14 protein-coding genes are annotated in these 24,746 nt (G+C 43.1%); 3 read left to right on the top strand and 11 right to left on the bottom strand.

The genetic code is table 11. The features are described from left to right. Window positions 1-88: 88 nt before the first annotated feature. On the top strand, window positions 89-883 hold the full coding sequence (locus tag HQN88_RS13915; protein WP_173112664.1) for a DeoR/GlpR family DNA-binding transcription regulator: 795 nt from the start codon (window positions 89-91) through the stop codon (window positions 881-883). Beyond that, the gene (gene nagA, locus HQN88_RS13910) at window positions 873-2,018 is read left to right on the top strand and encodes an N-acetylglucosamine-6-phosphate deacetylase (protein ID WP_173112661.1); all 1,146 of its coding nucleotides are present in this window, start codon (window positions 873-875) and stop codon (window positions 2,016-2,018) included. The genes HQN88_RS13915 and nagA overlap by 11 nt, the downstream gene beginning before the upstream one ends. A gap of 107 nt (window positions 2,019-2,125) precedes the next feature. Here the strand turns inward: nagA and HQN88_RS13905 are convergent, their stop codons facing one another. The 3 genes from HQN88_RS13905 to HQN88_RS13895 all read right to left on the bottom strand — a co-directional run bounded on the left by HQN88_RS13905 (window position 2,126) and on the right by HQN88_RS13895 (window position 12,367). Further along, window positions 2,126-9,937, bottom strand: a complete 7,812-nt coding sequence (locus tag HQN88_RS13905) for an S-layer homology domain-containing protein (protein ID WP_173112658.1) — start codon at window positions 9,935-9,937, stop codon at window positions 2,126-2,128. A gap of 142 nt (window positions 9,938-10,079) precedes the next feature. Beyond that, a complete protein-coding gene (locus tag HQN88_RS13900; RefSeq protein WP_173112655.1) occupies window positions 10,080-12,068 on the bottom strand; it encodes a methyl-accepting chemotaxis protein in 1,989 nt (662 codons plus the stop codon). Window positions 12,069-12,097: 29 nt separating this feature from the next. Next, complete coding sequence (locus tag HQN88_RS13895) at window positions 12,098-12,367, bottom strand: helix-turn-helix domain-containing protein (protein ID WP_173112652.1); 270 nt, start codon at window positions 12,365-12,367, stop codon at window positions 12,098-12,100. 145 nt (window positions 12,368-12,512) lie between these two features. Here HQN88_RS13895 and HQN88_RS13890 point away from each other — a divergent pair, with 145 nt between their 5' ends. Next, the gene (locus tag HQN88_RS13890; RefSeq protein WP_173112649.1) at window positions 12,513-13,367 is read left to right on the top strand and encodes an MBL fold metallo-hydrolase; all 855 of its coding nucleotides are present in this window, start codon (window positions 12,513-12,515) and stop codon (window positions 13,365-13,367) included. Between the two features lie 37 nt (window positions 13,368-13,404). Here HQN88_RS13890 and HQN88_RS13885 read toward each other — a convergent pair whose 3' ends face one another. The 8 genes from HQN88_RS13885 to HQN88_RS13850 all read right to left on the bottom strand — a co-directional run bounded on the left by HQN88_RS13885 (window position 13,405) and on the right by HQN88_RS13850 (window position 24,744). Next, complete coding sequence (locus HQN88_RS13885; RefSeq protein WP_173112646.1) at window positions 13,405-14,280, bottom strand: hypothetical protein; 876 nt, start codon at window positions 14,278-14,280, stop codon at window positions 13,405-13,407. Window positions 14,281-14,357: 77 nt separating this feature from the next. Next, window positions 14,358-15,830: a methyl-accepting chemotaxis protein gene (locus HQN88_RS38365; protein ID WP_173112643.1), complete on the bottom strand. Its 1,473-nt coding sequence runs from the start codon at window positions 15,828-15,830 to the stop codon at window positions 14,358-14,360. A gap of 86 nt (window positions 15,831-15,916) precedes the next feature. Next, on the bottom strand, window positions 15,917-16,603 hold the full coding sequence (locus HQN88_RS13875) for a helix-turn-helix domain-containing protein (protein ID WP_173112640.1): 687 nt from the start codon (window positions 16,601-16,603) through the stop codon (window positions 15,917-15,919). Window positions 16,604-17,190: 587 nt separating this feature from the next. Further along, entirely contained in the window at window positions 17,191-18,633 is a 1,443-nt protein-coding gene (locus HQN88_RS13870) for an interleukin-like EMT inducer domain-containing protein (protein ID WP_173112636.1), read from the bottom strand. After that, window positions 18,623-18,862, bottom strand: a complete 240-nt coding sequence (locus HQN88_RS13865; RefSeq protein ID WP_173112633.1) for a hypothetical protein — start codon at window positions 18,860-18,862, stop codon at window positions 18,623-18,625. Before HQN88_RS13865 ends, HQN88_RS13870 begins: the two co-directional genes overlap by 11 nt. After that, complete coding sequence (locus HQN88_RS13860; RefSeq protein WP_173112630.1) at window positions 18,823-18,978, bottom strand: hypothetical protein; 156 nt, start codon at window positions 18,976-18,978, stop codon at window positions 18,823-18,825. Before HQN88_RS13860 ends, HQN88_RS13865 begins: the two co-directional genes overlap by 40 nt. 299 nt (window positions 18,979-19,277) lie before the next feature. Further along, entirely contained in the window at window positions 19,278-22,883 is a 3,606-nt protein-coding gene (locus HQN88_RS13855) for a glycoside hydrolase family 44 protein (protein WP_173112627.1), read from the bottom strand. Window positions 22,884-23,049: 166 nt separating this feature from the next. Next, window positions 23,050-24,744 (bottom strand): ABC transporter substrate-binding protein, encoded by a 1,695-nt coding sequence (locus tag HQN88_RS13850; RefSeq protein ID WP_173112624.1) that lies wholly within the window; start codon window positions 24,742-24,744, stop codon window positions 23,050-23,052. Window positions 24,745-24,746: the final 2 nt, after the last annotated feature.

Raw genomic sequence — 24,746 nt, 5'->3', positions numbered from 1 at the left:
GCTCAAATCCATATCACTTAAACTTACTTAAAAATTACTTTTAAATACTTAAAAAGTATGATAGAATTACTTATATGGGGTGATATTGATGTATCAGGAAGAACGATTACTAAAAATACTCGACTATGTTAATAAAAACAACGTGATGAGTGTTATGGATATCTGCTCTCTTCTAGATGTATCTAGAGATACAGCCCGAAGAGATATTGTTAAATTAGTACAAGAAGGGGTTGTTATTCGTACACATGGAGGTGTCGCTCTACCTCAGTTGCAGAAGGAAATAGCTAGCTATCAAGAACGTTTAATTGACGAAACGGACAGTAAAAGGAAAATCGGGCAGTTAGCAGCTAATCTAGTTCAAGATCGGGAGACAGTCATTTTTGACGTATCAACTACGGTACAGTCTGTAGCCGAACAAATTACCGCCAAAAACATTACAGCGATCACACACTCCATAGATATATTAGGAATTCTGTCAGGTCGGGAAGATCTCCAAGTTTATGTGCTCGGCGGCTATTTACACACCAAAAATCGGTTATTATATGGCCCATCTGTCATTGATAAACTAAGAGAATTAAGAGCTGATAAGGCATTTATTGGAGCTACAGCTATACGTGCCGATGGTCTTTATTTTCCTTACGAAGATGATGTTACTGTAAAAAAGGAGATGGCCCGCCGATCGGACCAGCTCATTGCTGTGGCCGATTTCACGAAGTTCTCAACCAATTCAGTTTATCGTTTAGATTTTGACTTTGTAGATATTTTAATTACTGACCAAGAGGTACCTATCGAAATACGCGAAGTTCTTCATCATAAAAATATAACGATTATTCAATGTGAGGAACAAGACAACTATGAGGAGGAAAACAACTATGACTCTTAAAATTTTGCACAATGTAAACGTGATTCAACAAGATGCCCCTGATCTATCTGCCACACTTTGGATACGAAACGGAAGGATTGAAAAAATAGAAAGTGGTCTCTCTTCTCTTCCAGAGGGCGAATATGAATTCATAGATGGTCAAGGACATTTATTAGTACCTGGCATGATCGATGTGCATATTCACGGTGCCAACGGATACAATATGATGGATGGCAGTGAGACAAGCATTCAGGAGGTTTCAAGGGCTTGTGCTGAAACAGGGTGCACCTCATTCTTGGTCACCTCTGTCAGCTCTACAATCGAAGAATTATTAGCCATGATTCGAAGCGTGAAACGTGTCATCGGGCATGAAGTCGGGGCCAAAATTGCCGGGCTTCATCTAGAGGGGCCTTACCTGAATCCTAAACGTAAAGGTATGCAAAATGAACGATATTTACGTCATCCGAATCTGAGTGAAATGCAAGATATTTTTAACGAAGCCGATGGACTGATTAAAATGGTTACCATAGCTCCCGAATTACCTGGTGGAATGGAACTCATCTCTTTTCTGAAGGAAATGGGCGTGGTTATCGCTGTCGCGCACTCGGATGCCTCATACGAGGAGGCCAAGCAAGCCTTTGCAGCAGGAGCTAGTCATGTTACGCATTGTTTTAATGGCATGCGTCCGATTCATCATCGGGATCCCGGCCTAGTTGTAGCCGCTTTTGAAGAAGAACATGTCAGCCTCCAAGCTATTGTAGATGGCATTCATTTGCATCCTGCGATCGTTCGAATGATGCATCGTCTCAAAGGACCAGATGGCATGGTACTTATCACAGATGCTTTGCAAGCCATGGGTCTAGGGGATGGAAATTATGTGTTCGGCGGCCATCATGTTACGGTTACCGAAGGTGTGGCACGTCTAGAGGATGGGACTTTAGCCTCCAGTACAGTTACGATGAATGAGGCACTTCGTTTAACCGTTGAAACTGGTATTTCATTGACAGACGCGGTTCAAATGGCAGCAACAACTCCTGCACGCATACTCGGCCTTGATACTATAGGCAGGATCTCGGCGGGTTTTGATGCTGATCTTGTCTTGTTAGATGAACAATTCCAAGTACAATGGACAATGATTAATGGTCAAATTATATGAGTTGATATTGCATGACAATAAGGGCTGTCCTCAAGGTCGAACGACCTTGAAGGACAGCCCTTATTTTACTTGTTAGTTACTCCAAATCGGATCGCTCAGCTTTGTATTTACCAACGGAGTTGCTTGCAGAGTTTTGCCTTTATTGCTGCTTCTGCTTTAACTGTGATAGAGCCACCGGGAGTGTAGTCCTTATTTTTCATTAAATCTCGGACATCTTCATGCATTTGGCTATCTTCCCCTTTTACCCCGGAATTCGATAGATCCATTATATCAATTTTTGCCGGACCAAACTCGGCTTCGGCGACACCACCCAATGAGGGGCACCCTCCATCCCAGCTATCTTCGACCTTCATTCCTAAAGTTAACGACGCAGGTCCATATGATAGCTTGCCCGTCACTTCAACCCCAATAGCATCCTTGGATAAGTCCTCAAAAGGATTCACATCCAAACCGCCACCTGCGCCAAATCCGAACTCTACACAGGCTGAGAATCCTTCATCGGTTGCGCAAACTTTTCCACCTCCGCCAATCCCTTCATATAAAGAACCTCCGATACAGAACAGACCGCAAGGATCACGCAATAGTACGGGGTTATTGTTCACGTAAGCGTACAAATTTGCCTGCCCGCTTTCATGCAGAATCGGATCACGAGCCGTCCACCGCCCACTAAAGGCATCATAATCGCGTGCTCCGAACCGAGTCAATCCTGTCGCACCATCCTCAATCCCCCCGGCAAAGCCAATCACGAGTTCGAATGCTGGATTCGAATCATTCAGCAGCACGCCATAGCTGTCGTACCTAAGCTTTTTGACGACTTTCCCGTCGGTATCGAGCACCAATTGAGGAGTTCCTACACCGTCAGTAATTACGTAGTATCGTACTCCTGCCCGCTCCAGTCCTAGCAACAGTCCATTCTCATCATAATCATACTGAGTCATAACACCATTAGGATCGATGGATGTAGTCAGCATCTGCAAGGAGTGCGGGTGACCATACAGGTACTGAAACTTTCCACCGGACTCATCCTCCCGAGCAGTCCTTCTCCCAATTGCATCATAGGTGTACTTATAAGTTACATCGGTAACCGTGGCCACAAGCAATTCTCCACGGAGGCCATAACGAAACGAATCATTACCTCGCTGCTTTAAGAATCCGTCATCATCGAATAAATAAGCGGTTGCGCCAACATTCTTTAGCTGATCGAACTTATCATACACGCTTACTTCCTTAGCACCGTTAAACTCCCGACTTATCCTGTTCTTGTTCTCGTCATATTCATAGGTTTCAATATCCAACTTTCCATCCGCACCGTATCGTTCGGTAGAAATTAATTGGCCGTCCCTATCGAATTCATAGTGTTCCTTTGCTTGGCCTTCTGCAGAAGTAACGGTTCTATCTGTAACCATTCCTCTCTTATCATACTCATATTCAATCCGATGTACTTCATCACCATCAAGTTCAGTGGTTTGGTTTACCCTCCTGCCAATTTCATCATAGCCTATGTTGATTTTTAATTTTCCATCACTAATGAATCCGATGGTTCTGCCAGGGCCACTGCGATTGAATTCAAACGCGCCAAATCGAGTCATCCGATTATCATGATCGAAGCTAATCGGCGTATTGACTGTTGTATTCGTTAGAGCGCCATAAACTTGTCTTGTAACTGATGTTTGGAACCCTATCACATTTGACAAAGCATCATATGTGTAGTCGAATCTGCCTTCAGCTGCGCCAGACCAGATCATGCGACTAACATCTTCTCCATCATAAGTGTAAGCAATCTCTTGTAAGCTTCCTGCTTGCTCGCTTTGAATCTTTTGAACACGTTCCGTGGCATCTGCATAAGTGAATGTGCGAAGAATATCGGGGTCATTCATCGCTGTCATTCGCTTACCACCGCTTTGTTCATACAGATAGTTGGTTTCTCTGCCACTTCTCAGCTTCGATCGTTCTAACTTTCCGCTACTGCTATGCTCCAGTGAGATCCAAGGCTCTAAGCCGTCTGGGTTGAATCCTGCAAACTGATTTAATGAGTTAAAATGCTGCGTGTAATCAGTACCGTCAGGCATCGTAATCTTGGTTGGATTACCGGAATCATCGTAATCTTTACGATACGTTTTACCTCCAGGTGTCTCAATACTGGTCACCCGTCCCGTGTCGTCGTAGCCGTAGTTTTTCACGCTTCCATAAGCATCAATGACCGATTTCAACCGATTTTTCTCATCATAGACATAATTGAGGGCTTGATCACTACGTTCAATTCGCTCAAGACGACCTCGTTCATCATAGTGATAGGAAGTTCCAGATAGCGAGGTATCTGCAGTCGCAATTCTGCTAACCCTTCCCTTCCCATCCAAGTACGTATATAGGATGGCTCCTTCTGCACTTGTCTCCGTGTATTTACGTGTTGCTGCCTCATATTGCACCTTGGATATTGCTCCATTGATGTTGTACTGCACGGTGTAGGATTTCAGAGTACCGTTTGGTACAACGGCCAAACGAGATTCCGAGAATTGCACTTGGCGACCATCTGCATTTATGGCTGTCATCTCTTGCAGCACAGGGACATTCATGCCCCAGCGCGGATCGGGGGAGAACGTTTTGTTGACGGTCGTACCATTCGGCAAATCCAACTGCTGGTTGTAATCGCCCTGAACGGTCAAAATCGTTTGTCCCCCAGCCGGGTCAATCGAGGTGCGAATCAATTTCCCATTGGATTTTTCTACTTTATAAACAGTAGAACGAGCTTCCGGATCAGTAAAAACAACCGTATATCCGACCGCTGTATCTGTCCTTTGCAGTGTTTTAACGCCATCCAATGCATTCTCTGCACGAACTAACAGCCCCTTGCTATCATACTCATACTTACTGACAGCTTGATTAGGATCAATAAACCGTGTAAGCAGTCCCTGGGCATCGTACACCATCTTGTATGAGCGACCCGCGTTATCCGTAACCGCAACGAGCTCGCCATTAGCATCCACCTCAAGTTTCGTCCTCACTCCACCCGGTTCAATGATTGCTAAAGGCACACCGCTGGCATCGCGTTCAATAGATACCTGATTGCCCTCTTCATCATGGATGGCGATAAGATGCCCGGAGTCATCATAGCTCAGCTCATTAATCAGAGCGCCTGTGAGTGCATGGACTGTTTTTATAAGTCTTCCATTCCCACCGTCAAATTGGTAGATTTTCATTCCACTCTCATCCGGTACATCCATCGTCTCATTTTGTTTAATTCGGTAATGTTTTTTCAGAAACCAATTATTACCATCTGCAACTACCAGACTGCCATCTGATTCTACAGCTTGCAGAAATAACCGCGTACCATGAAGCTCATCCTTCATTTTCTTCAACAATGCCGATTGAACCAGCTCAAGATCACCTTTCTCATCAATTCGGTATATCTCATTGCGGAACTTATCCTGAAAATAAAGTCGCCCTTTTGCATCCATCATATCTTGATCGTTCGCATTGAATCGTGTGCCAATGGCAACTGCACCGTTCTCTAAGCTCGTGCCATATACGTTATAACCATACTCGCCTGCATATCGAGAAAGTGTTCCATCTGGACTAATCTTTCGATAACGAGTTTTCATCCCGCCATAATAATCGGTATTGGTATCCTTCAAGTACAAGCTACCATCAGGACCTATCATGATACCGTGCACAAGTCCGACAGCCTCCTTGGTTGCAGGGCCCGTCTCAAGGCTTTCAACAACGCTAGGATCATTCATTTGTGCTATGCGCCCATCTGTACCAATTCGGTACAATCTTACTTTGTTACTTGCCTCAACTTGAAGAAAATAAACACTTCCGTCAGGACTTATTTCCAAATCAATTACTTCAGCCAACTCTGCCTGATTGGCCATTGAACCTTCCGCAATCGGCGTGCTGCCGTTGCCTCTCGTTCCCTTACCAGCTACAGCTATCCACTGTGTTTCTGTTCTTTTTTTTCTGATTATTGAGGAAGCCTCATACGAGTACACATAAATTGCACCTGACGCTTCAACTCTAACAATTGATGGTTTAAAATCGGGACCAAATTCGCCAGCTCGATGAAATGTCCCATCGTAATCTTTGCGAATTAATAGGTAGTTATCTTCCTCTTTCGCGTAAGCGGTTGTGTAATATTCTCGTTCCTTACCTGCGACCAAAATCGATCTGTCGAAGTCGAAGTCCTGTTCCAGCGTCGTCTTATTAACCGAATTATCGGGATCACCGGTAATAATGAATTCATTATATAACGAAGCACTTCTCTCTAATTGTTGATGATTACCGGTATGCAGCATTTTCTGCGTTGGATCGTAGATATGGTGCACATCCAGACTCCAACCGGCAATACCTGATTCCTCGTAACGGTTAACGGGACTCTCCAACTGTCCGTTCCACGTCCGTGATGTGGTTACCTCACGCTGCGCATCTGCTCTTCCAATAGCTACACCTGTAGCCGTTACTCGTCCGAAGCTTTGGTTAAACTCTGCTGCAGAACGGTAGTAACGAGCCGCGTAATGATAAGCGACAGTTACCGTATATGGATGCGCGCCTGTCAAAGATCGCTGGTAAGCATCCATTCCATTCCAATCAAACGTCCATTGTTGATTGGACAAAGCGGCAAATTGTTTCGAGTAAGTAATACCACCAATATCAATCTGTACAGTCATGTACTTGAGCGATGCAGGCATCGGTGTCGCACCGCTGACTGGTATTTCAAGTCTGGATTTAGGTAAAAAGCCCTCGGTCCTTTCACTGTTGTAAGTGAGTGCCAATCCAGTTCCCGGAATGGGAATGATCTCCCCTAAAGTTTGGTTTTGACAGCCAATGATAGAACCACTCTGTTCACAAGGGTCTTTGATATCAATCTGATTAAAATTAGGGCTCTTATCCGGAGGGCTGATCGCATCTAGCGGCGGTCCATATGGCCAATTGGTGTCCCAAGGTGTAAAATGCTCAATCGGCGTTCGCCACAAACTTTGGCCTGGCAGGTACAGCTCTGCCAGTTTCACTCTCTCTTCCTCCGTGAAACCAAGTTCGAGTAGTCGCTCCTCACTGTCTTCACTTCCGTCCCCGTCCGTATCGATTTGAGCTACTCCATTATCGATTGACACTATTCGAAGCACTTTCCCATTATTAGAGGCGACCCAAATTCCTAATAACCGATCGAAATAACCAGTCGGTACGATTTCACCTATGGGAAATTCAAGATAATTTTCCACATAATAATACAAGGGCTGATTAAACAGAACTTTAGAAGCTTGGGTCGCGACTGCCTCATCTGCCGATAATTCTACGGCATGCGTATAACCAACATAGGAAGGCAGATCTCCGGGCATAGCCTTCATCCCCTGCTCACCAACCGTATATTCAGTCGCCCGCAAATGAATTTCGGTTAATTGCTGCATCGTTCCGTCCGGCAGACGCATGGAACCTGTCACGCCTTTCGGAATAATAACCGTTGGTGTACGTTGTCCCGCTGAGTCGCTAACCGTACTGCCTTGTGCACTCTGAACCTGCTCGGCTTCCATCAGATCTACTACTGTAACTTTCGTATCATAAGCAGTCATCACGACATCTGGAATGGCAGCGTAATCACCGGAAATGACGTTCCACTTCCGCTGCACCGTCATATAACCGTTCTTTTCATATTGAACCGTGACGTTACCACCGCCGTTCACAGCCATATCGAACATACCGTCGGCCCGGCTTAATGTCTGCCCCCACTCACTGTGATCCAATAGTGTGATTTTCACCCCCGAGAGGAGCCCACCTGATTTATCCAGCACTTTGCCCCTAAGCACAGCTGAAAGGTGTTCGTCAATCGATCCCGGTGCTACACCAGTTTGTATCGGCTGACTTCCGGTATATAAGAATTCTGTCATCTCCGAAAAGCTTAGTATGCTAGTTGTAGTTAGCGGGTTGGCTGCCCCGATAGGGTCTGGAGGCAAGCTGTTGCCGCCATTGCCGGAGACTGGAGTTACTGTAATCGTTGGTGATTTATCCGATTCATTGCCGCTTTGATCATAAGCAGTAACAGCAAAGCGATAAGGGATACCGTTGGTTAGATTGAGAGCCGTATAATTTACAGCCGTTCCCACATCAACAGCTGTGTTCCATGTTGCAGAATCAGCTGATACATAAACATTGTATCCTGCCAGATCAGCTTCGCTGTTGGCCTCCCAAGCAAGCGTCACCTTGCTGTCACCAGCATTACCGTTCAGACCGGAGGGAATGATTGGTGACTGATGGTCTTCCAGTGGAGGTGGTCCAGAAGGAATAACTTCAACTTTTATTGAGCGTAGCGATTCGTTGCCCAACTTATCGTAGGCTGTAACTGCGAATTGATAGGAAATCCCATTTGTAAGACTTTTCGCTTTGTATGAGGTCTTTAGACCATTGTCTGTACTTAACGTCCAAGTAACACCGCCGTCAATAGACATGTATACCTTATACCCTGCCAAGTCATTGTCATTATTGGCTGTCCAGCTCAAATCCGCTTCCTTATCGCCAGAGGTAGCGACCAGTCTAGTCGGAATTGAAGGGGGTGTTCGGTCTGCGTCACTACCTCCTCCAGTGGGATTACCCGAGGAATTGCCAGACGCCCCCCCTGATGGTGCTTCTTGTGAAGAAGAGAAAACCAATTGGCCGAGTTCCTTGTGTTCACCTGCTTTAGGCGAACGATAGGTCCCCGTTAAAGCAACTTTGCTGCACGCACAGCCAGGCATTGAGACTTGATCCGAATCCAGCCAATTAAGCCCCTGTAACACATCGATCCCAGCTTCGAATACACCCTCGGGTCTATCAATCTGAGCTGCATATCTCTGAATTCGAGGATCTTCCAATAAGTTAACCGTATAGTCCTTTTCAGGAAGAACAACGGCATTGAATGTTCCGTCTGACTTCGTTACAGCAAAGAATGTAGGATTTGTCGTAAGGCTAACCACAATTCCGGCCGATGGGCTCCCATTCTTTGCGACTATCTTACCAGTGAAAGAAGCGGCTGATTCAGTCTTTAATTGAAACGCCGTATGTTCACTGTCAACTTCAACTTTCTTATAAGCAACAGATTCTTGACCAATCGAATATAATTCATAAGAGCCGGATGGCAAAGAGAACTTAACGTTCCCCTTTGCATCGGTCTTCCCCTCCGCCAAGAACATCTTTTTTCCCTGAGCATGTACAAATACTTGTGCATCAACCATCAAGTTATTATCCGGTGTTTGAACAGTAACAGATAGCGTTAAATCAGATGTTGGCGTCTGACTATTTGTCAGCTTCCATAAACGATCCAGTGCAACTGCTAGTTCGGCTCGCGTTAAATTCCTTTTTCCATGAAAGGCGCCATCCTCATAGCCCTGTAGAACCTGAGCATCAGATAATGATTCAACGGCCTCAATCGCCCATGGCGCAATAGCGCCTTTATCTGTAAACCTTGAAACAGATAGCGTTTTTCTTGGATATAAGCGATTCAGCAAAACTGCTGTTTCCTCACGTGTAACATGCTCGTTTGGGCGGAAAGTACCGTCCTCATAACCTTGGATAAAACCAAGTTTCGATGCGGCTAGTACATCCTCTGCGAACCATTCCTTTTTTACATCTGAGAAACCCGAGATATCTCTATCTGAATGCTTTATTCCGGTCAAGCTTGCCATACGGTACACAAATACAGCTAATTCAGCACGTGTTACAATTTGATCCGGTTTAAACGTGCCATTTTCATATCCCTGAATGACCTTTTGGCGAGTTAAATTGGCAACAGCCTGCTGTGCCCATGGCGGTATTTTCTCCTCTTGTGCAGTTGGAGGATTCTCGCCAACCTCTGCCGCCGTAATTTTCATACTTCCTGTTGGCTGTAAAGATTGAACCAGCAATAAAATCGTTAGAATGAAGGCAAATTTGCTTTTCTTCATACGATAACTCATTAGTAACCTCTTCTTTCAATTTGAATTTTACGATTATCCCAATATTGCATAAACACCTTCTTTTCAAGCTTCACTAACGAAACAAATGGATTTAAGCGTGATATCATCTCCAATGAGAACCGGCGAATCCAGTTTCTAGACATCACATTTTAAATTTTTCATTCATTTCTTGCAGCTCAATGGCCATCTTCGATAGTGCCTCGGAAGAAGCCGCAATTTCTTCCATAGATGCGAGTTGTTCCTCCGCTGCTGAGGATACATTATGTGTAGCCGTTGCACTTTCTTCCACAATGGCTGATATAGTCTCCATCGCTTGGGCAGCTTGATCAACACCGTTCAATACTTGCTTAGAAGCGATAGATACTTCCTGAATTTGCTTCTCCACATCCTCTATCGAAAGCTGAATTTGACTGAACAACTCACCGGCTTTATTCATAACTTGAATGCCCCCAGTTACTTCTGAGAATGTTACGTCCATCGAAAGAACAGCTTGTTGCGCCTCGGTCTGTATTGTCTTAATCATGCTGATGATTTGTTTGGAGGAATCTGCCGTTTGCTCGGATAGTTTCTTAACTTCCTGAGCAACGACTGCAAACCCGCGTCCGTGTTCTCCCGCTCGCGCCGCTTCAATGGAAGCATTCAATGACAACAAGTTGGTTTGTGCTGAAATTTCACTAATTAGAGAAACAATATTACCAATTTCATTCGATTGATTGGTTAAATTTTTAATGACTAGCGATAGATTTTCAACAGTACTTTGGATCGAGCTCATTTGCGTGACCGCGGTTTGAATGGTCAGATTACCTTCCTTTGAAATTTGGGTAGCCTGCACCGCTTTCTCAGAAACTGCTTGCGAGCTAGCTGCAATTCCTTGTACATCCTTTGACATTTCTATAACAATTCGCGACCCAATTTTAACGCTGCCCACCTGCGTCTCTGCACCTTCTGCCAGCTGTTGGATATTCTCGGCAATGAACTGCGTAGCATTCGAAGTCTGCTCCGAGCTTGCCGTTAGCTCCTCCGACGATGCTGCAAGTAGACTGGAGGTTTCGCTCACTTCCATCAGAATCGTTCTTAAAGAATGGATCATCTTGTTAAAGCTTTGGCCGAGCTGTGCAATTTCATCTCTAGCCAGTGTTTCTTCCACTTGAACTGTCAAATCACCTTCACTGATTTGCTGAGACACATCAATTAGTTTTCTGACAGGAACTATGATGGAGCGGATGATGAAATATATTATTGCCGCACCTATGATCATAGCAACTAGAATGACAAACAAGGTTGTTCTCAATACTACGGCTGCTTCGTCATTAATCTCTTGGAGGGAGAGCGACCCCATAACTTTCCAGCCGGTTAAATCATTCTGCTCAACAACTGACCTAATGGCTTGACCCTCTTGTTTAGAAGAAAAGATGACACGTTGACCATCTCCAATGAAGGATGCAAGTTCAGCTGGAACCGGAGTACCTGGCTTCAAGGAAGGATGAACCAGATAAGCCTTCGACTTATCCATAATAGACAAATAACCTTGCTTCCCAATCTTCACCTTCTTGACTTCTGCAGCGAACCTTGTCATATTCAAATCGACAGCAATGACTTTGGAACCATCCTCAGTCGCGCTGGCAAATGTAACGACAATCTCACCATTCGTCGCATTAACGTACGGATCAGTCATAATGGTTTGACCCTTGGCCTTTATGGCATTTTCGTACCAAGGTCTTTTGCGCGGATCATAACCATCAGGCATAGCCACCTCTGGATAAAGAACCATCTTACCGTCTGAGGCACCAACATAAGTCGCATCCAGCTCGGAGTGAAGGGATTGGAATTTGGCAATTAAGTTTTTTACGGTAGGCTCTGAAAGATTGGAACTTTCAAGCTTGTTGGGCAAGCTTTGCGCCAAATAATCGACATCTCTGCGGATTGGTTCCATATAGTCATTAATCAGTCTATTAAAATAATTCACGTTTTCCTGAGCAGCCACCATAATATGCTGCTCTACTTTTTCTTTGGAACTCTGATATGAAAACCAACCTATGGTCAAACATGGAATTAATAAAATAGCAGAAAAAGATAAGATCAACTTACTTTTTAGCGACATTCGAAACAAATTTCCCTTGTTTGTCATCATCATTTCCCTCCGAATGCACACGCTTGTAATCAATTACTTCTTTTATCTCCTTGAAGCTTTAAACTTTTATGCTTTAAGCGCATAGAAAATCGTTCATCTGCAAAATAATAACTAATATCTACGCTAAGTGTGTGACACAGAATTTCAATATTTTTCAACGATACATTGCGCTCACCACGTTCCACACCTCCAATATATGTTCTATTCAGCCCAGAGAGAGAGGCAAGCATATCCTGAGATATACTTGATTGCAGCCGTAATTCTTTGAGGCGTAATCCGAAATCCAGCAAAATATCCATAATTAAGCACCCTTCTTGAGTAATGAGTATATAGTCATGTTAAGCTAAATGCTCGAGTAGAGTCGACGGACTATAAGTATCGTTGTTAAAATTACAATTTCCCCTTATGATATCTAATAGCATTCTTGAGGAATAGGAGTTCATTATGTCCCAGATTGAACGTATAAGTAAGCACATATGGATCCAGCATGCGGATCATAAAACGGACCGTCCAATACTTGCTGCGATTGTCGGTGATAAAAGAACACTGTTACTCGATGCTGGAAATTCTCCAGCCCACGCTGCGCAATTTCGCGAGGAACTCACTCGGCACAACATTCGCTTGCCCGATCTGCTTGTGTTGACACATTGGCATTGGGATCATACATTTGGCATGTCTGAATGGAAACTTCCCGCGATCGCGAATCATCAGACAGCGACGCGGCTAGGTCAACTTAAAGGCCTCATTTGGACAGATGAGACTCTCAATGAACTTATTCGTGGGGGAATTATTAATGAGGCCAGTGCCAGACATATCCAGTTAGAATACGGAAATAATCGTGATTTACACATCATTGAACCTGATGTAATATTCCATGATAGGCTAACTATCGATCTTGGAGGAGTACTCTGTGAGTTGGAACACGTTGGCGGCGATCATGCAGAGGATTCTTGTCTTCTCTACGTGAAGGAAGATAAAACCTTATTTCTTGGTGACGCACTCGGACCAGCCATCTACGGTGGTCCTTATCGATATACCAGTGCAAACTTTCTGAGACTAATGGAGCAAGTTAATAGGTATGATGTTCAAACATACGTTGAATCTCATTCACGGCCTGCTACTGCAGATGATTTCCATGAAGACATTAAACGTTATGTGCAATTGGCTCGATATGTGGAAGCGTTTGGCGACGATCATGTACGGATTACCCATGAAATGAAAAAGTATCTAAAGGTTTATGAGCTTCCAAATGAGTTTATCAAAGCAATTGTTTGGTTTCTGACAAGCGATGCAAAGTAACTGAAAGTTGCTTTGCATCGCTCATGTCTAGCATAAGTCACTTGTCAGAGACAACAATCCATGCATCACCAAGCCAATCACTCTTAATCCGATAGTGAACATTTGAGCCTTTTAATTTCTCAAAAGCATGTACAGTCTGTGGAGTGAGCTCTCCTATCTCTTCTCCGGAACGATGAAAAATCGTTCGAAACAGCGGGGTTTTAAACTGCAACTTGATCTCCTTCTCAATAGGTTCCGTCGGGACAACCCATTTCATTCCTATATCTGTTTTCACGTAGTACCAAAAGTCATCCTTGGCTATTACATCAACGTTTTGTGGATCAAGTCTCCCAGTAGCTTGGTGGCTAAACGTGTCGTCATAAATATCAAAAGCATTGTTAAACTTGATCGTTCCGCTATTCGGCTCAACAAAGTGTCCCGGACGTATCCATTTCTTGCCTAACCAAGTCTCAATGCTTACGAGTGATGTCCCTTCTCCAAAGAAATCTCCTGTTGCCACTACGACTTGAGGAGCAAGTACCCCTATTGACTGTGGTTTACGGCCATGCCCAAGAGGAAAGTCATAAAAGACCTGTTCCGTTTCAATAAGCATTGTCTTAGGTTGATCATATTTTCTTACTTCCCCTTCAACAAATTCATTGGGATGAATCCATTTTTCACCCAGCCATGTATGTACCTGAATCCAACCCTTCTCAACAGTTTCTATATGGCTCACTTCTTGTAGGGTTTGCGGGGATAACAAGCCAACGATTGCTGAGTCTTCTCTAGGTAAGTCATACAAAGCTGTTTCCTCTAACGTTGTTACAAATGCCGGGCAGTATATCCCACATGCAGCCTCAATTTTGATTGCATAATTTTCCGAAATCAGTACTAGTGAGATACTCATAACTCCAACTATAAACATTTTTCTCATTCTTAATCTCTCCTAATATCAAATAGCCCCCATAGTTTTAAGGATGAGAGCAGATGATCGAGCTTATATGTATTTAACTATTTTCCTTTTGTTGAACGCTGTAATTCCAAAATAAGCTCCTCAAGCTGCTTAAAGCTGCTTACCATCGTCTGAACAGTACTATTTTGCTGATCAATACTCGCTGAAATCTCCTCAACGGAAGCACTCGATTGCTCAGTAATGCTAGATACATTTGCAAGTTCAGAAGCGATTATTTGAGAAGAATTTTTCAGTTCAGTCACCATATCTTGAGATTCAGCTACTTGCTCCACTACAATTTGCATGGTTGTACTAATGTCTCGGAACGTTCTCTCCGCATCGATAGCAACCTCTTTACCAGCAAAAATAGCACGCTGACCCATGGTTACCTGATTGGTTATCGTTTGAGTCTTATTCTTTATTTCACTTAGTATATCCACAATTTGCTTAGTAGAATATTGAGAATTCTCAGCCAATTTACGTACTTCTGAAGAAACCACTGCAAAGCCTCTTCCATGCTCGCCTGCACGTGCTGCTTCGATTGCCGCATTGAGTGCGAGCAAATTCGTTTGACTTGAAATATCGCTAATCGCTGTAACAATGTTCCCAATATGCTCACTTTTCAAATTTAATTCATTCATTGAAGTAACAGTCATTGTTACAATATCTGCCAATATTTGAATTTCCTTCGTTAGATTCTCAATTTTCTTACTTCCTTCTTGCGTCTTTAATGCTGTGGATTGAATCAATCTATCAATTTGCGCAGAATTATTGAATGTCCTCAAGATGGACATATCAACGGTTTTAATGGATTCATTAATATCCGCAACACTGCTTGCCTGTGTTTCCACACCTTTTGCGACTTCAGAAAAAGCAGTGGACAGTTCGTGAAAAATTATTCCTGTAGAGCCCACATTTGTGCTTAAGCTTTGATTGAAAGAAGTGAGCACTTCAATGGATTGACGAATCTTTACAAGCAGTCGATCTGATTCGTGTTGTGCCGCCACAGATTCTGTCCAGCTCTTTTCAATGTCTCTTCTGAGTTTCGTACCAAGATGAGCTTGCAAACAGAGCATGCCAGCTATGAAAAACAAGATAAAAATCAAGGTGATCATCATGGATTGAGAACCATCAGACTTGTACACATCTGGTGTTTTAAACATGAAAGTCAGTGCCAAAATAATTGTGATGATACTATTCACAAATATATATCTTAAATTCAAATAAATAGCATTAATAGCCAGAGAGATTATCAACATGACAAAAATAAGCAAATCCGCTTTTTGTATAGCCAAAGAAATCGTCCCTAATAAAATAATAGCGGAATACACATAAGGAATTATTTTAATTCCAATTTTTTTGTAAACAAAATAAGTAATGATTCCCCCAGGCAGTAGGCTGATTGCTGAATTTATGCCTAACTCCCATCGACCCACTGCCATATAAAACACTGTACTCAGTGCACACGAGACCATGAAAAACCATGTGAGCATGATATTAACTCGATGTATAAACGCTAGGTTTCTGTCCACTGAATAACCTCCTACTTTTGGCAACTCTCATCCTGACATACCAATAATCCAATTAAAGTCATTCTTTCAACATGCGCATTCTCAGGTTATCTTGTGTTTAAGTACTCCTTTATCACATGCAGTAAATCATCCTCACCATCCGCCAACCACTGCCCATTTTCAACAAAGAGACTTTTCTGAACTTTAATAATCCCACTCCGTTTCGCTAGCCGATTCATCTGATTCTGCATGAATCTCGAATTACAAAGTACGATGACATGTTCACAATGAGGCAGAAACCATCGTTGAAGCTCTTCCCAAATCGCTGTAACTTCATGTTGAAAGGCAATGGGCTGATCTTTGGTCATCATTTTACTATTATCGATAAGCAGTTTCACTTTACCTGAGGCAAGTTGCCGGCAGGCGCTCTTTAAATCCAGGCAGATCTTCTTTACTTCATTGAGATGTAAAGCCCCAGTCACTTGCCAAGCGATGATATTCTCCTCATTCTGTACGGTATATCTAAAACGCTCTTCCAGAGGCTTACTCAATTCACTTTTCAAGAAAGCCGTATGTAAAGTGAATCGTTCATCGGCAAAAAAATAACTGATATCTACATCAAGTGTATTACATAAAATTTCAATATTTTTCAGTGAAACATTGCGCTCACCACGTTCCACTCCCCCAATATAAGTTCTGTCCAGTCCAGACAGAGAGGCAAGCGTGTCTTGAGACATACTTGATCGTAGTCGTAATTCTTTAAGACGTAGTCCAAAATCTTGCATAATATTCATAGGTAAGCATCCTTCTGGTTTAAGGGTATAAATCAATCCTAAGCTACATGCCGCAAAGAGTCGACGGACTATAAGTATCATTCCCAAATAAATAATAAATGATCACAGGTTGGGAAGGACGTATGTCCTTAATTTATCATGAAAAACGGGCCAATAGAAACTGCTCTATTAGGCCCTCATATTTAAAGTTATTTTCTTGCACTATGCTCAAGTAATATTTTGCATCTTAGCTAAACTTTATAATCAGTGGGTCATTCGTAGTCACTAAGTAGGCATTGTACCCGCGGTTCATTCTTGTCAGTAAGTAAAGGCGAACTTGGGAACTAGGTGAATTAGTTGCCTTATTCCCTCCATATTCGTGTCCACAGCCCCCCGTTATATCGCATAATTAATCCTCAACTCACTTCAGATACATTTCGTATCTCCCAGAAGCATCTGTTCATATGAACAGTGACTCTCCCAATTTCTTAATTTTATCAAATTAATATTCGGGTTTGTGTGTAGTACACAGACCTTTCGTATCATTAAGTAATTTTATATTGATGCAAGTATGGATATCTTTGCAGGCTTTCCGTATAAAAGTCATCCTAATTCATTCTTATATATTTCCGTGCGGTTGCTGTTTCGTTAAGGGTAAGGATAAATAACCTCGCACCGTATTTCTTTAATTCTGCCCCAAAAGTACAACTGTATCGTTCGGGATACGTTGTGACATTTTGAATCTTATTTTTTTTCACGAAATCTAGTACCTGTTCATCACTGTCCGTAGTCTGATAGAGCGCGTACACATATTTAGTGAAAGGAAATATATCCTCAATAACCGGGTACATCTCAGCACTGTACAATTGCGGAATTACTCTCATCAATACGCTGTAGTTAAAAGAGGCTGCTGCCTCAACCAACTTGCTGAATTGTTTCCTTACGATATCAAGCTCAGTATGCTTCGTATCGGTAACCAAAAAAACATCCGGGTGATCAGCAAGGAACTGGAAAAGATCTACCATTGAAATTGGTGAAAATCGGCCTAATATTTTCAAGATTCTGAACTGCTCATAGGAGAGCGGTTTATCTTTTTCGATGCCTTTTGGAGGATTTTGACCTAAAACCATATATAAATAGAAATCCCAATCATGTCGAGCAACCAGTTCATCGTCCGAGTTTAACTCAAGTTCCACTTCAAAGGCTATATGTCCTCTTTTAGAATAGCTATTTTCCATCGCTCCCGTACAGTCTGCATAAATAACGCCGTGTAATTCCCAGCCTACTTGACCCTCAGCTGAAGAGTGAATAGGAGTGTCATTCACAATTGGAGGCGTTGCCTTAAACAAACTTCCCTGAGCAAATAATGTTGTGAATGTATCAAAGTTTATCGTTTCAATCTCTTTTACCGAAGAGGGATCAATCGTTACAAGATTGATCCCCCTCTGATTAAGACTCCACTCTTCTTCATCCAAGCTTATACTGCTGGAATTGCTGCCCAAAGCCCCACCACTTCGAATGACTGCTTCTCTTCCGCCCAGAACACCTTCCCACTCAATATCCTCAAGTGCAAATTTCTCATGGATAACCTCAAAGGAGGCTGGACCCATTTTATGTGCGACGAATATATAACTATACTGGAGATGTTGACTATTCAAATTAATGCCAAAGTCCGTTAGTTCATTGACAATTTCATTGGTTAACTGTTGACTTCCGTCATCCTTAACGGATATAACAACGTAAGAAGACGGCTTCATATTTCTTAAAAAATCTATAAAATGCATGCCTTTTTCAACACTGACCTGATATTTGTGTTGTCTAAAATAGGGGATATAATTACTACTCTTAAAATATATGATTTTATTATTATTTGAGAGATTAACGCTCTCAAAAGTTTGTATCGTTATGCCATACTGCCGATATATTTTTGAGGAATGCGCCATGAAAGTTTTCCATTCACGCTTATTAAACTTGGATGTTTCATGAGAGGGTAAAGCAAGCATTAGGCTTTCTTTCTCCATCAATGACATGTCGTTGATATTAAGTTTCATTTGCTTCTGCCTCCAAGGATGCGCTATAAATGGCTGAATCATCATAGTTAGTGACAAAGGTATCAACTCTGTATGCAGATAGGAGTGCAAGGTGAATAATATCGAATACAACCATATTAATAATGCGTAAATTTGGCGACAACTCCAAGCCATTGAATTTAATGCTGGAAATGTTACCTGTTACCTTTCTTAATAAATCAGCAATTCCTTCACCGCGGATTTGCACCACAGACGGCTCTCCAATTTAGTATCCGCAGCAAGTATGGCAGTCGGAGCTGCTAATGAATTTACCAGCATTGCAGACGTTACTACGTATTTCGATACTGTTTTCACTTTTTCACTCATGATGAACTTCCCTGCTATTTTTTTGTGATTCTGACAGAAACCAATGGTGTATTCTTAATATCTATGTAGATTTGTTTCACGTTGTAGAAGAACACCCTTCTATTAATAATATTTATATGTTAATCTACATTTTTAAATTTAGTCTATGGACTATGAGTATCATACGCGAAATTTTGTCGTTTATTGTAGAAACGTGACAATAACACTCTAGTTTCTATCAATAACATAAAAGAAACCTGGTCAGACAAAAAATCTCAACAAAGAGAAATCGGCTATACCGATTTCTCTCTTGTTGAAACTTATTGCCCCACAAGCGTCTTCGTTAGAACAATATGACACACAGTAAGTTTAGGAATGGTGTAAGAGAAAGATGATCCATTAATTTGTGTAATAGGCTGACGCTCCGTAATGACCGAACTATTGCTGTCAAATGCCCACACGCGTGCAGCCTTATACGTCTCTCCGCCGATATGGAAGACAGCATTCATATCATGATCATAGTTTTTATTAATCGCAATGAGGTGAAGATTGTTATCGCTATCGGCGAATACAGATCCATAGATGGCACTATTCTCAATATTGTTTGTTTCAGCCTGAACCTTCACATTCCCGTATTCGGACTTGTTGCCATCATAATTATTAAATATTCTGAAAGCAGCCGAAGAATAAGGAGCATCGCTAACTTGTCTTGCGGTTTTCCAATATTGCGCCGAATACACACCTGTCTTACCGAATATACCTAACACATCTGTTGTTGCAATACCACCGGAAATATGATTTTCTCCACCATAATTGTACTCCGAGAATCCAATCTTGGTATCCTCGTTGTAGAGATCAATCGACTGTTGAAGTCTGGGTATAAGTGGTAAAAAGGGAAGGAAGCTTGAGTTTCCAGTAATCCAGCTTGATTCTTTGTAGCTAGGATCCCATAGCGTTCTTGTGGCCTGAATACGCGCTTTATTAGCCTCTATATTATTATTCGTATCGCTTCGTGTAACTCTTACGCCACCTCCTGTTGCCTCCGGATACCAGTGAACATCGAGCACATCGAGCAACCGCTTTCCTTCTTTGGCCGATTCCCTGCGCATTTTATCCAGATAGTAATCCATATACCAGTCATAGTTGCCTTTAAGCTGGCTCCAGTCTGCCGCCTGCTGCATATTATAGAATTCGCTAAATCCATATGCCCCCAAACCGAAGATTTGCGCATGAGGATCGATATTCTTGACCGCCTTGGCCAATTCAATCGATTTATTCAGTACTTCGGCACTTCCCGCAGGTGCCGGATGCATATAGGGATGAGTTTCTGACCACAGACCAGCCTCGTTATCAATAAGATACGCTTTGATTCCGTTTGACGTACTTGCATTACCGAAACGATTCACAAGGAAATTTACGAATTCGTCCATATATACAACCTGGTCCGTTACATTTGGCACAAGCGTGAATGGCGCGTTTTTCGTCGCTTTTACTTCTGCCCATCTGGCCGAAGGCGCCGTCTGACTTGCGCTCACACTTCCATTTTTGTCATTAGCTACATAACCTGCGGCTTGAAGAGTAACCAACGACAAGGCACCCTGTGCCAACGATTTCTCATGGAAGGCTGTAACCGCTATCCCCGGAACATTGTATTGGGTCGATGGCACTTCACCGTAGTAAAAGGGAACGTAATTGTCGTTTGGCTGACCAGTCGTATCCTTACCGGCATTGGACGCATTCGTCTCCCAGTTGTAAGTAGTCAATCGATTGCCGCCCATTCTCCTCGACTTGAAATTCTCAGTTCCGGTCATGTTCTCATTCGTTCCATAGATGTAAGGGCTTATGGGGGCTCTCTCGGCTGTTGGATCTACCGTAAAGTCAACCGTAAAGGTGCCTGTCGTCGTGCTCAGTGTGTTCAGTTTGATCACAGGGCTCCAGTCTCCGATAACTAACCCATTCTTTGCTCTAACTCTGTAAGTATGCAACGAACCAGGTGTCAAAGCGTTATGAGCAAAAGAGTTTGCACTCCCTGCGCTCTGAGCGAATCCGTCCGTTTCAACTTCGTATTCTGTAACGGATTCTTTCAGAATATCCCATGTCAAGCTTATCGAATTACTGGTCTTGGACGCCTTGATGTTAACTGGCGCAGGCAAGATTGACGCATTCGTCATACGAACGGTAATCGGCTCACTCCAATAACCAAATTTCGAATCTTGATGTGTTCTTACTTTATAGGTATGAGGCATATTGGGATTCAACCATTGGTCGGTGAACTGTGGAGACGTCAGATTAGTTGTCACGGTACCGTCTGCATCGATATCGTAGCTTGTTGCTCCATTTACGGGTTCCCAGGTAACGACTATGGTAGTCGGCGAAGTCGGAGTTGCAGCAATTTGTTCAGGGAAAGCTGGTAAGTCGAACGGAATTGGAGAAGATCCCCACTTTAGTTCGCCGGCAATCAAGCCCACGACCTTATCATTATCCATATAGCTGGACGAGTTACTTCTATATGAGTAATCGTTGGACTGGTTAAAAGAAGACCAATCACTTTTATTCATCCATGTGTAAACACCCTTCTTAGCACCGGGCTGCAACAAGCCGGCATCAGCGGTGAAACCGATTTCCAGAAAATGATCGGCCGTACCTGTCGTCATCGGCATGGAGACAATCTCGGTGAGCACGTTGCTCTTGCTGTTGACTGTCGTCCAGAAATTTACAGACATCGCCTTCAATGTATCGATCGTAAAAAAGTAACGGACGCGGATATCGCTAAGCGATATCGGCTGGCTGCCCATATTCGTAATTTCAAACCCGGGCGACAATTGTTGTGAGGTGGAATCTCCGGAGGTTTTGGTTTGCACCTTGATCGTCCCTGACACAGGCGCGGACAACGTATTCGCCGTGATCACAGCGCTCCATTCTCCTGTCAACTGCACGTTTTTGGCTCTCACTCTGTAAGTATGTGAAGTAGCAGATTGCAATCCAGTATGCGTATAAGAAGTGGTTCCAAGACTATTTACAATCGTTCCATCCACCTCTAAATCATAGTAGGTTGCGCTAGTTACAGCATTCCAAGAGAGGCCAACAGTAGTTTGTGTAGGAACTGCCTGCAGGTTAGTCGGAGTGCCTAACGACGGCTGCGTAGGTGAAGTTACGTTGAATTGACCGGCCTGGGTGTTAGCATGATAAGTCTGGGAACGGTCTGCGTTGTATACCCCTAGCTCAACTTTGTAAGCTCCAAGCTGAGCATTTAAGGGCACATTCCAATTGGTTACGAAAGATTTGGTTAGTGAGGCAACAAATGCCTCCGTATACGTTTCTGTCTTAACGTTGGTGCCATCTGGCTGCACTATCCTTAGTTCGACTAAAGCACTTGTATCTTGACTAGCTGTAATGGCAGCACTGACACTTAATGCTCCACCAGGAATGATTGTTCCGGGATTGACCGCTGCACTGCTCGTGAAGTTAAGGGTCTGCGTTCCGCCGCTAACTGTCACATGAGCAGCGCCAGCAACCCATTTACTCATACCGGAACTCCAACCAGCCCCAAAAATGCCTACACTTACTGTGTATGTTCCTTCAGGCAAATTAGCTGGGACATCCCATAGAAAAGGCACGTTTGTGCTACCACTTGCTGCAATTTGAACATTATCGACGACCAGCTGTTTAACTCTCGTCAAGGAAGCATTAAAGATTTCAACATCTACCAGTACAGCTACAGCTTGTGATGAAGCAACGTTCACGTTCAATGACACACTGGAGCCTGGCGCCGCGTTAGAGGGGGTAGCCTGAGCTGTAACTGTAAATGCAGCTGCTGCCTGTGCCCTACCAGATGCACCAAATGTAAGCATAGCCTGTAAGATTAATACAGAAACAAGTACGACGACGATGAAACGGAATGAGGCTTTGTTCATGGTTAATGGCATCAACATGTTCTCCTTTCAATTCTTCTGATTTCCTTCAGAATTTTCCAGTCATCATGTCTGACCTGATGTGCTTTCCCAGCCACACCCCCTTTCACGAATCCTGTATAAATATACACAGGATTCGCTGTTCACTACCTAAAACCAAGAACTTTTATCTGGATTGAACTTATTTCCACAGCTCAATACGATCCTTCAACAGCTTGTTAAACTCCTCTTCCATCTCGTGAACACCAACAGTTTCCAAATCCTTCATGAACACTTCCCAGATCTGATCAAACTTTTCAGGTTTTGCCAGAACCGCTTCCGGCACTCTTTTCTTGACAATATCCTCTGTCTTTCGGGAAATAACATACGCAGGGCTCTGAGGAATGCTTATTTGCCAAGCGTCCCCCCACTGCTTCACTGGAAAATCAGAAGTTGGCGGATAAAGATCCATCCACATACTTGCGTTATATTTAGATAATACTTCTTTCTCAATATCGGTATAACTCGCCTTAATTTGATCTTTAGAACGAATTGTTATCGTCTGACCCGTAGAATCCAGAACACCATTGCCATACTCAGGGAAGGGATACAGATAAACACCGATTCCCGTTTTCTTGCTATATTGAGGATCATTTAATCGCTTTGTCATTTCTTCCTGCGGAATGACACGTTTACCATTCTCGATCTTGTAATTTACGCCTTCAATTCCCCAGTTGTTCAAAATTTGAGCCTCTTCAGAAGCCAACCAATCGAGGAACTTGATTGCTCTTACTGGATCCTTGCAATTTTTGGAAATACCAATACCAGTTCCCCCAGAATATCCGCCTGTTTGGAAATCGGCATATTTGTAAGATTCGTTGAGGGTTAACGGATAAGTTCCATACATACGTCCTAGCTTACCTGCTTGTCTAAGCGCCTGCTCTGCATTTCTGTATTCCCATTTAGCATCGCTAAGCCCCAGCACACGGCCTGCCGAAATCTTAGCCACATATTGATCATATTTTTGCACAAAACTTTCAGGATCGAGTAGGCCCACATCGTTCATATGGTTGAGCCAGCGGAAATATTCCTTTTCCTCTGGTCTCGTGTAATGATAAACTGTTTTTTTCGAATCGGGATTCACATAGAACTCGCCATCATCAGGGCCTCCCGTAGCGAATAGTGCCGGATTGGTAACTGAAATTTTATATCTCCAGTCGTCAGCCAGAACCGAGAGTCCAATTGTCGGCTGTCCATCAATCTTCGGATATTTATCTTTATAGGTTTGAATCGCCTTTTCAAAGTCCTGAAGAGTCTTAAGCTTAGGATAGCCTAATTCCTTGACGACCTCATGCTGCAGTTGAAAGCCTGTCGCTGGCTCCCATTTCTGTTCATTAACCCCGAGAGCACCCAAAGTGTAGATCGATTTATCTGTCGTGCTCCAACGCAGACGCTTAAAATAGTCACCGTACAACTTTTTGATATTCGGAGCGTGTTTGTCTATCAGCTCAGTTAGATCGATATAGGCTCCTGCATCGACTAAAATATTCTCGTTCCCATGAGCAAAAATCAGATCCGGATAATCGCCGCTCGCAGCCATTAGTGATATTTTTTGCTTTTCTTCACCGACAGCATATTCCATCTTCAGCTTTACACCTGTTTTCTCTGTAATCATCTTGCCTATCGGACTTTCCATATTTTCAAAATTCGGATTCGACGTCGCACCATACATGGAGAAGGTGATTGGAGTTAGGTTGTCCCCTGATTTTCTATCCACAGCAGGCGTTACAGTAGTTTTTGAATCTGACACATCATTGATTTGGCAGCCTGTCGCCGAGACAGCAACCAGACACACGGTCGTACACAACAAAAGTAAGTTGCCTAATTTTCTTTTCATCG

This window comes from Paenibacillus qinlingensis (genome assembly GCF_013204845.1).
Classification (GTDB): domain Bacteria; phylum Bacillota; class Bacilli; order Paenibacillales; family NBRC-103111; genus Paenibacillus_E; species Paenibacillus_E qinlingensis.
This window is presented reverse-complemented; position numbering and strand designations above follow the sequence as displayed.

What these genes read in the sequence shown, in the direction of transcription:
- nagA (WP_173112661.1), top strand. Translation starts at nt 873, where the DNA reads ATGACTCTTAAAATTTTGCACAATGTAAACGTGATTCAACAAGATGCC.
- HQN88_RS13915 (WP_173112664.1), top strand. Translation starts at nt 89, where the DNA reads ATGTATCAGGAAGAACGATTACTAAAAATACTCGACTATGTTAATAAA.
- HQN88_RS13850 (WP_173112624.1), bottom strand. Translation starts at nt 24,744, where the DNA reads ATGAAAAGAAAATTAGGCAACTTACTTTTGTTGTGTACGACCGTGTGT.
- HQN88_RS13855 (WP_173112627.1), bottom strand. Translation starts at nt 22,883, where the DNA reads ATGCCATTAACCATGAACAAAGCCTCATTCCGTTTCATCGTCGTCGTA.
- HQN88_RS13885 (WP_173112646.1), bottom strand. Translation starts at nt 14,280, where the DNA reads ATGAGAAAAATGTTTATAGTTGGAGTTATGAGTATCTCACTAGTACTG.
- HQN88_RS13875 (WP_173112640.1), bottom strand. Translation starts at nt 16,603, where the DNA reads ATGAATATTATGCAAGATTTTGGACTACGTCTTAAAGAATTACGACTA.
- HQN88_RS13890 (WP_173112649.1), top strand. Translation starts at nt 12,513, where the DNA reads ATGTCCCAGATTGAACGTATAAGTAAGCACATATGGATCCAGCATGCG.
- HQN88_RS13895 (WP_173112652.1), bottom strand. Translation starts at nt 12,367, where the DNA reads ATGGATATTTTGCTGGATTTCGGATTACGCCTCAAAGAATTACGGCTG.
- HQN88_RS13860 (WP_173112630.1), bottom strand. Translation starts at nt 18,978, where the DNA reads ATGAGTGAAAAAGTGAAAACAGTATCGAAATACGTAGTAACGTCTGCA.
- HQN88_RS13900 (WP_173112655.1), bottom strand. Translation starts at nt 12,068, where the DNA reads ATGATGACAAACAAGGGAAATTTGTTTCGAATGTCGCTAAAAAGTAAG.
- HQN88_RS13870 (WP_173112636.1), bottom strand. Translation starts at nt 18,633, where the DNA reads ATGAAACTTAATATCAACGACATGTCATTGATGGAGAAAGAAAGCCTA.
- HQN88_RS13905 (WP_173112658.1), bottom strand. Translation starts at nt 9,937, where the DNA reads ATGAGTTATCGTATGAAGAAAAGCAAATTTGCCTTCATTCTAACGATT.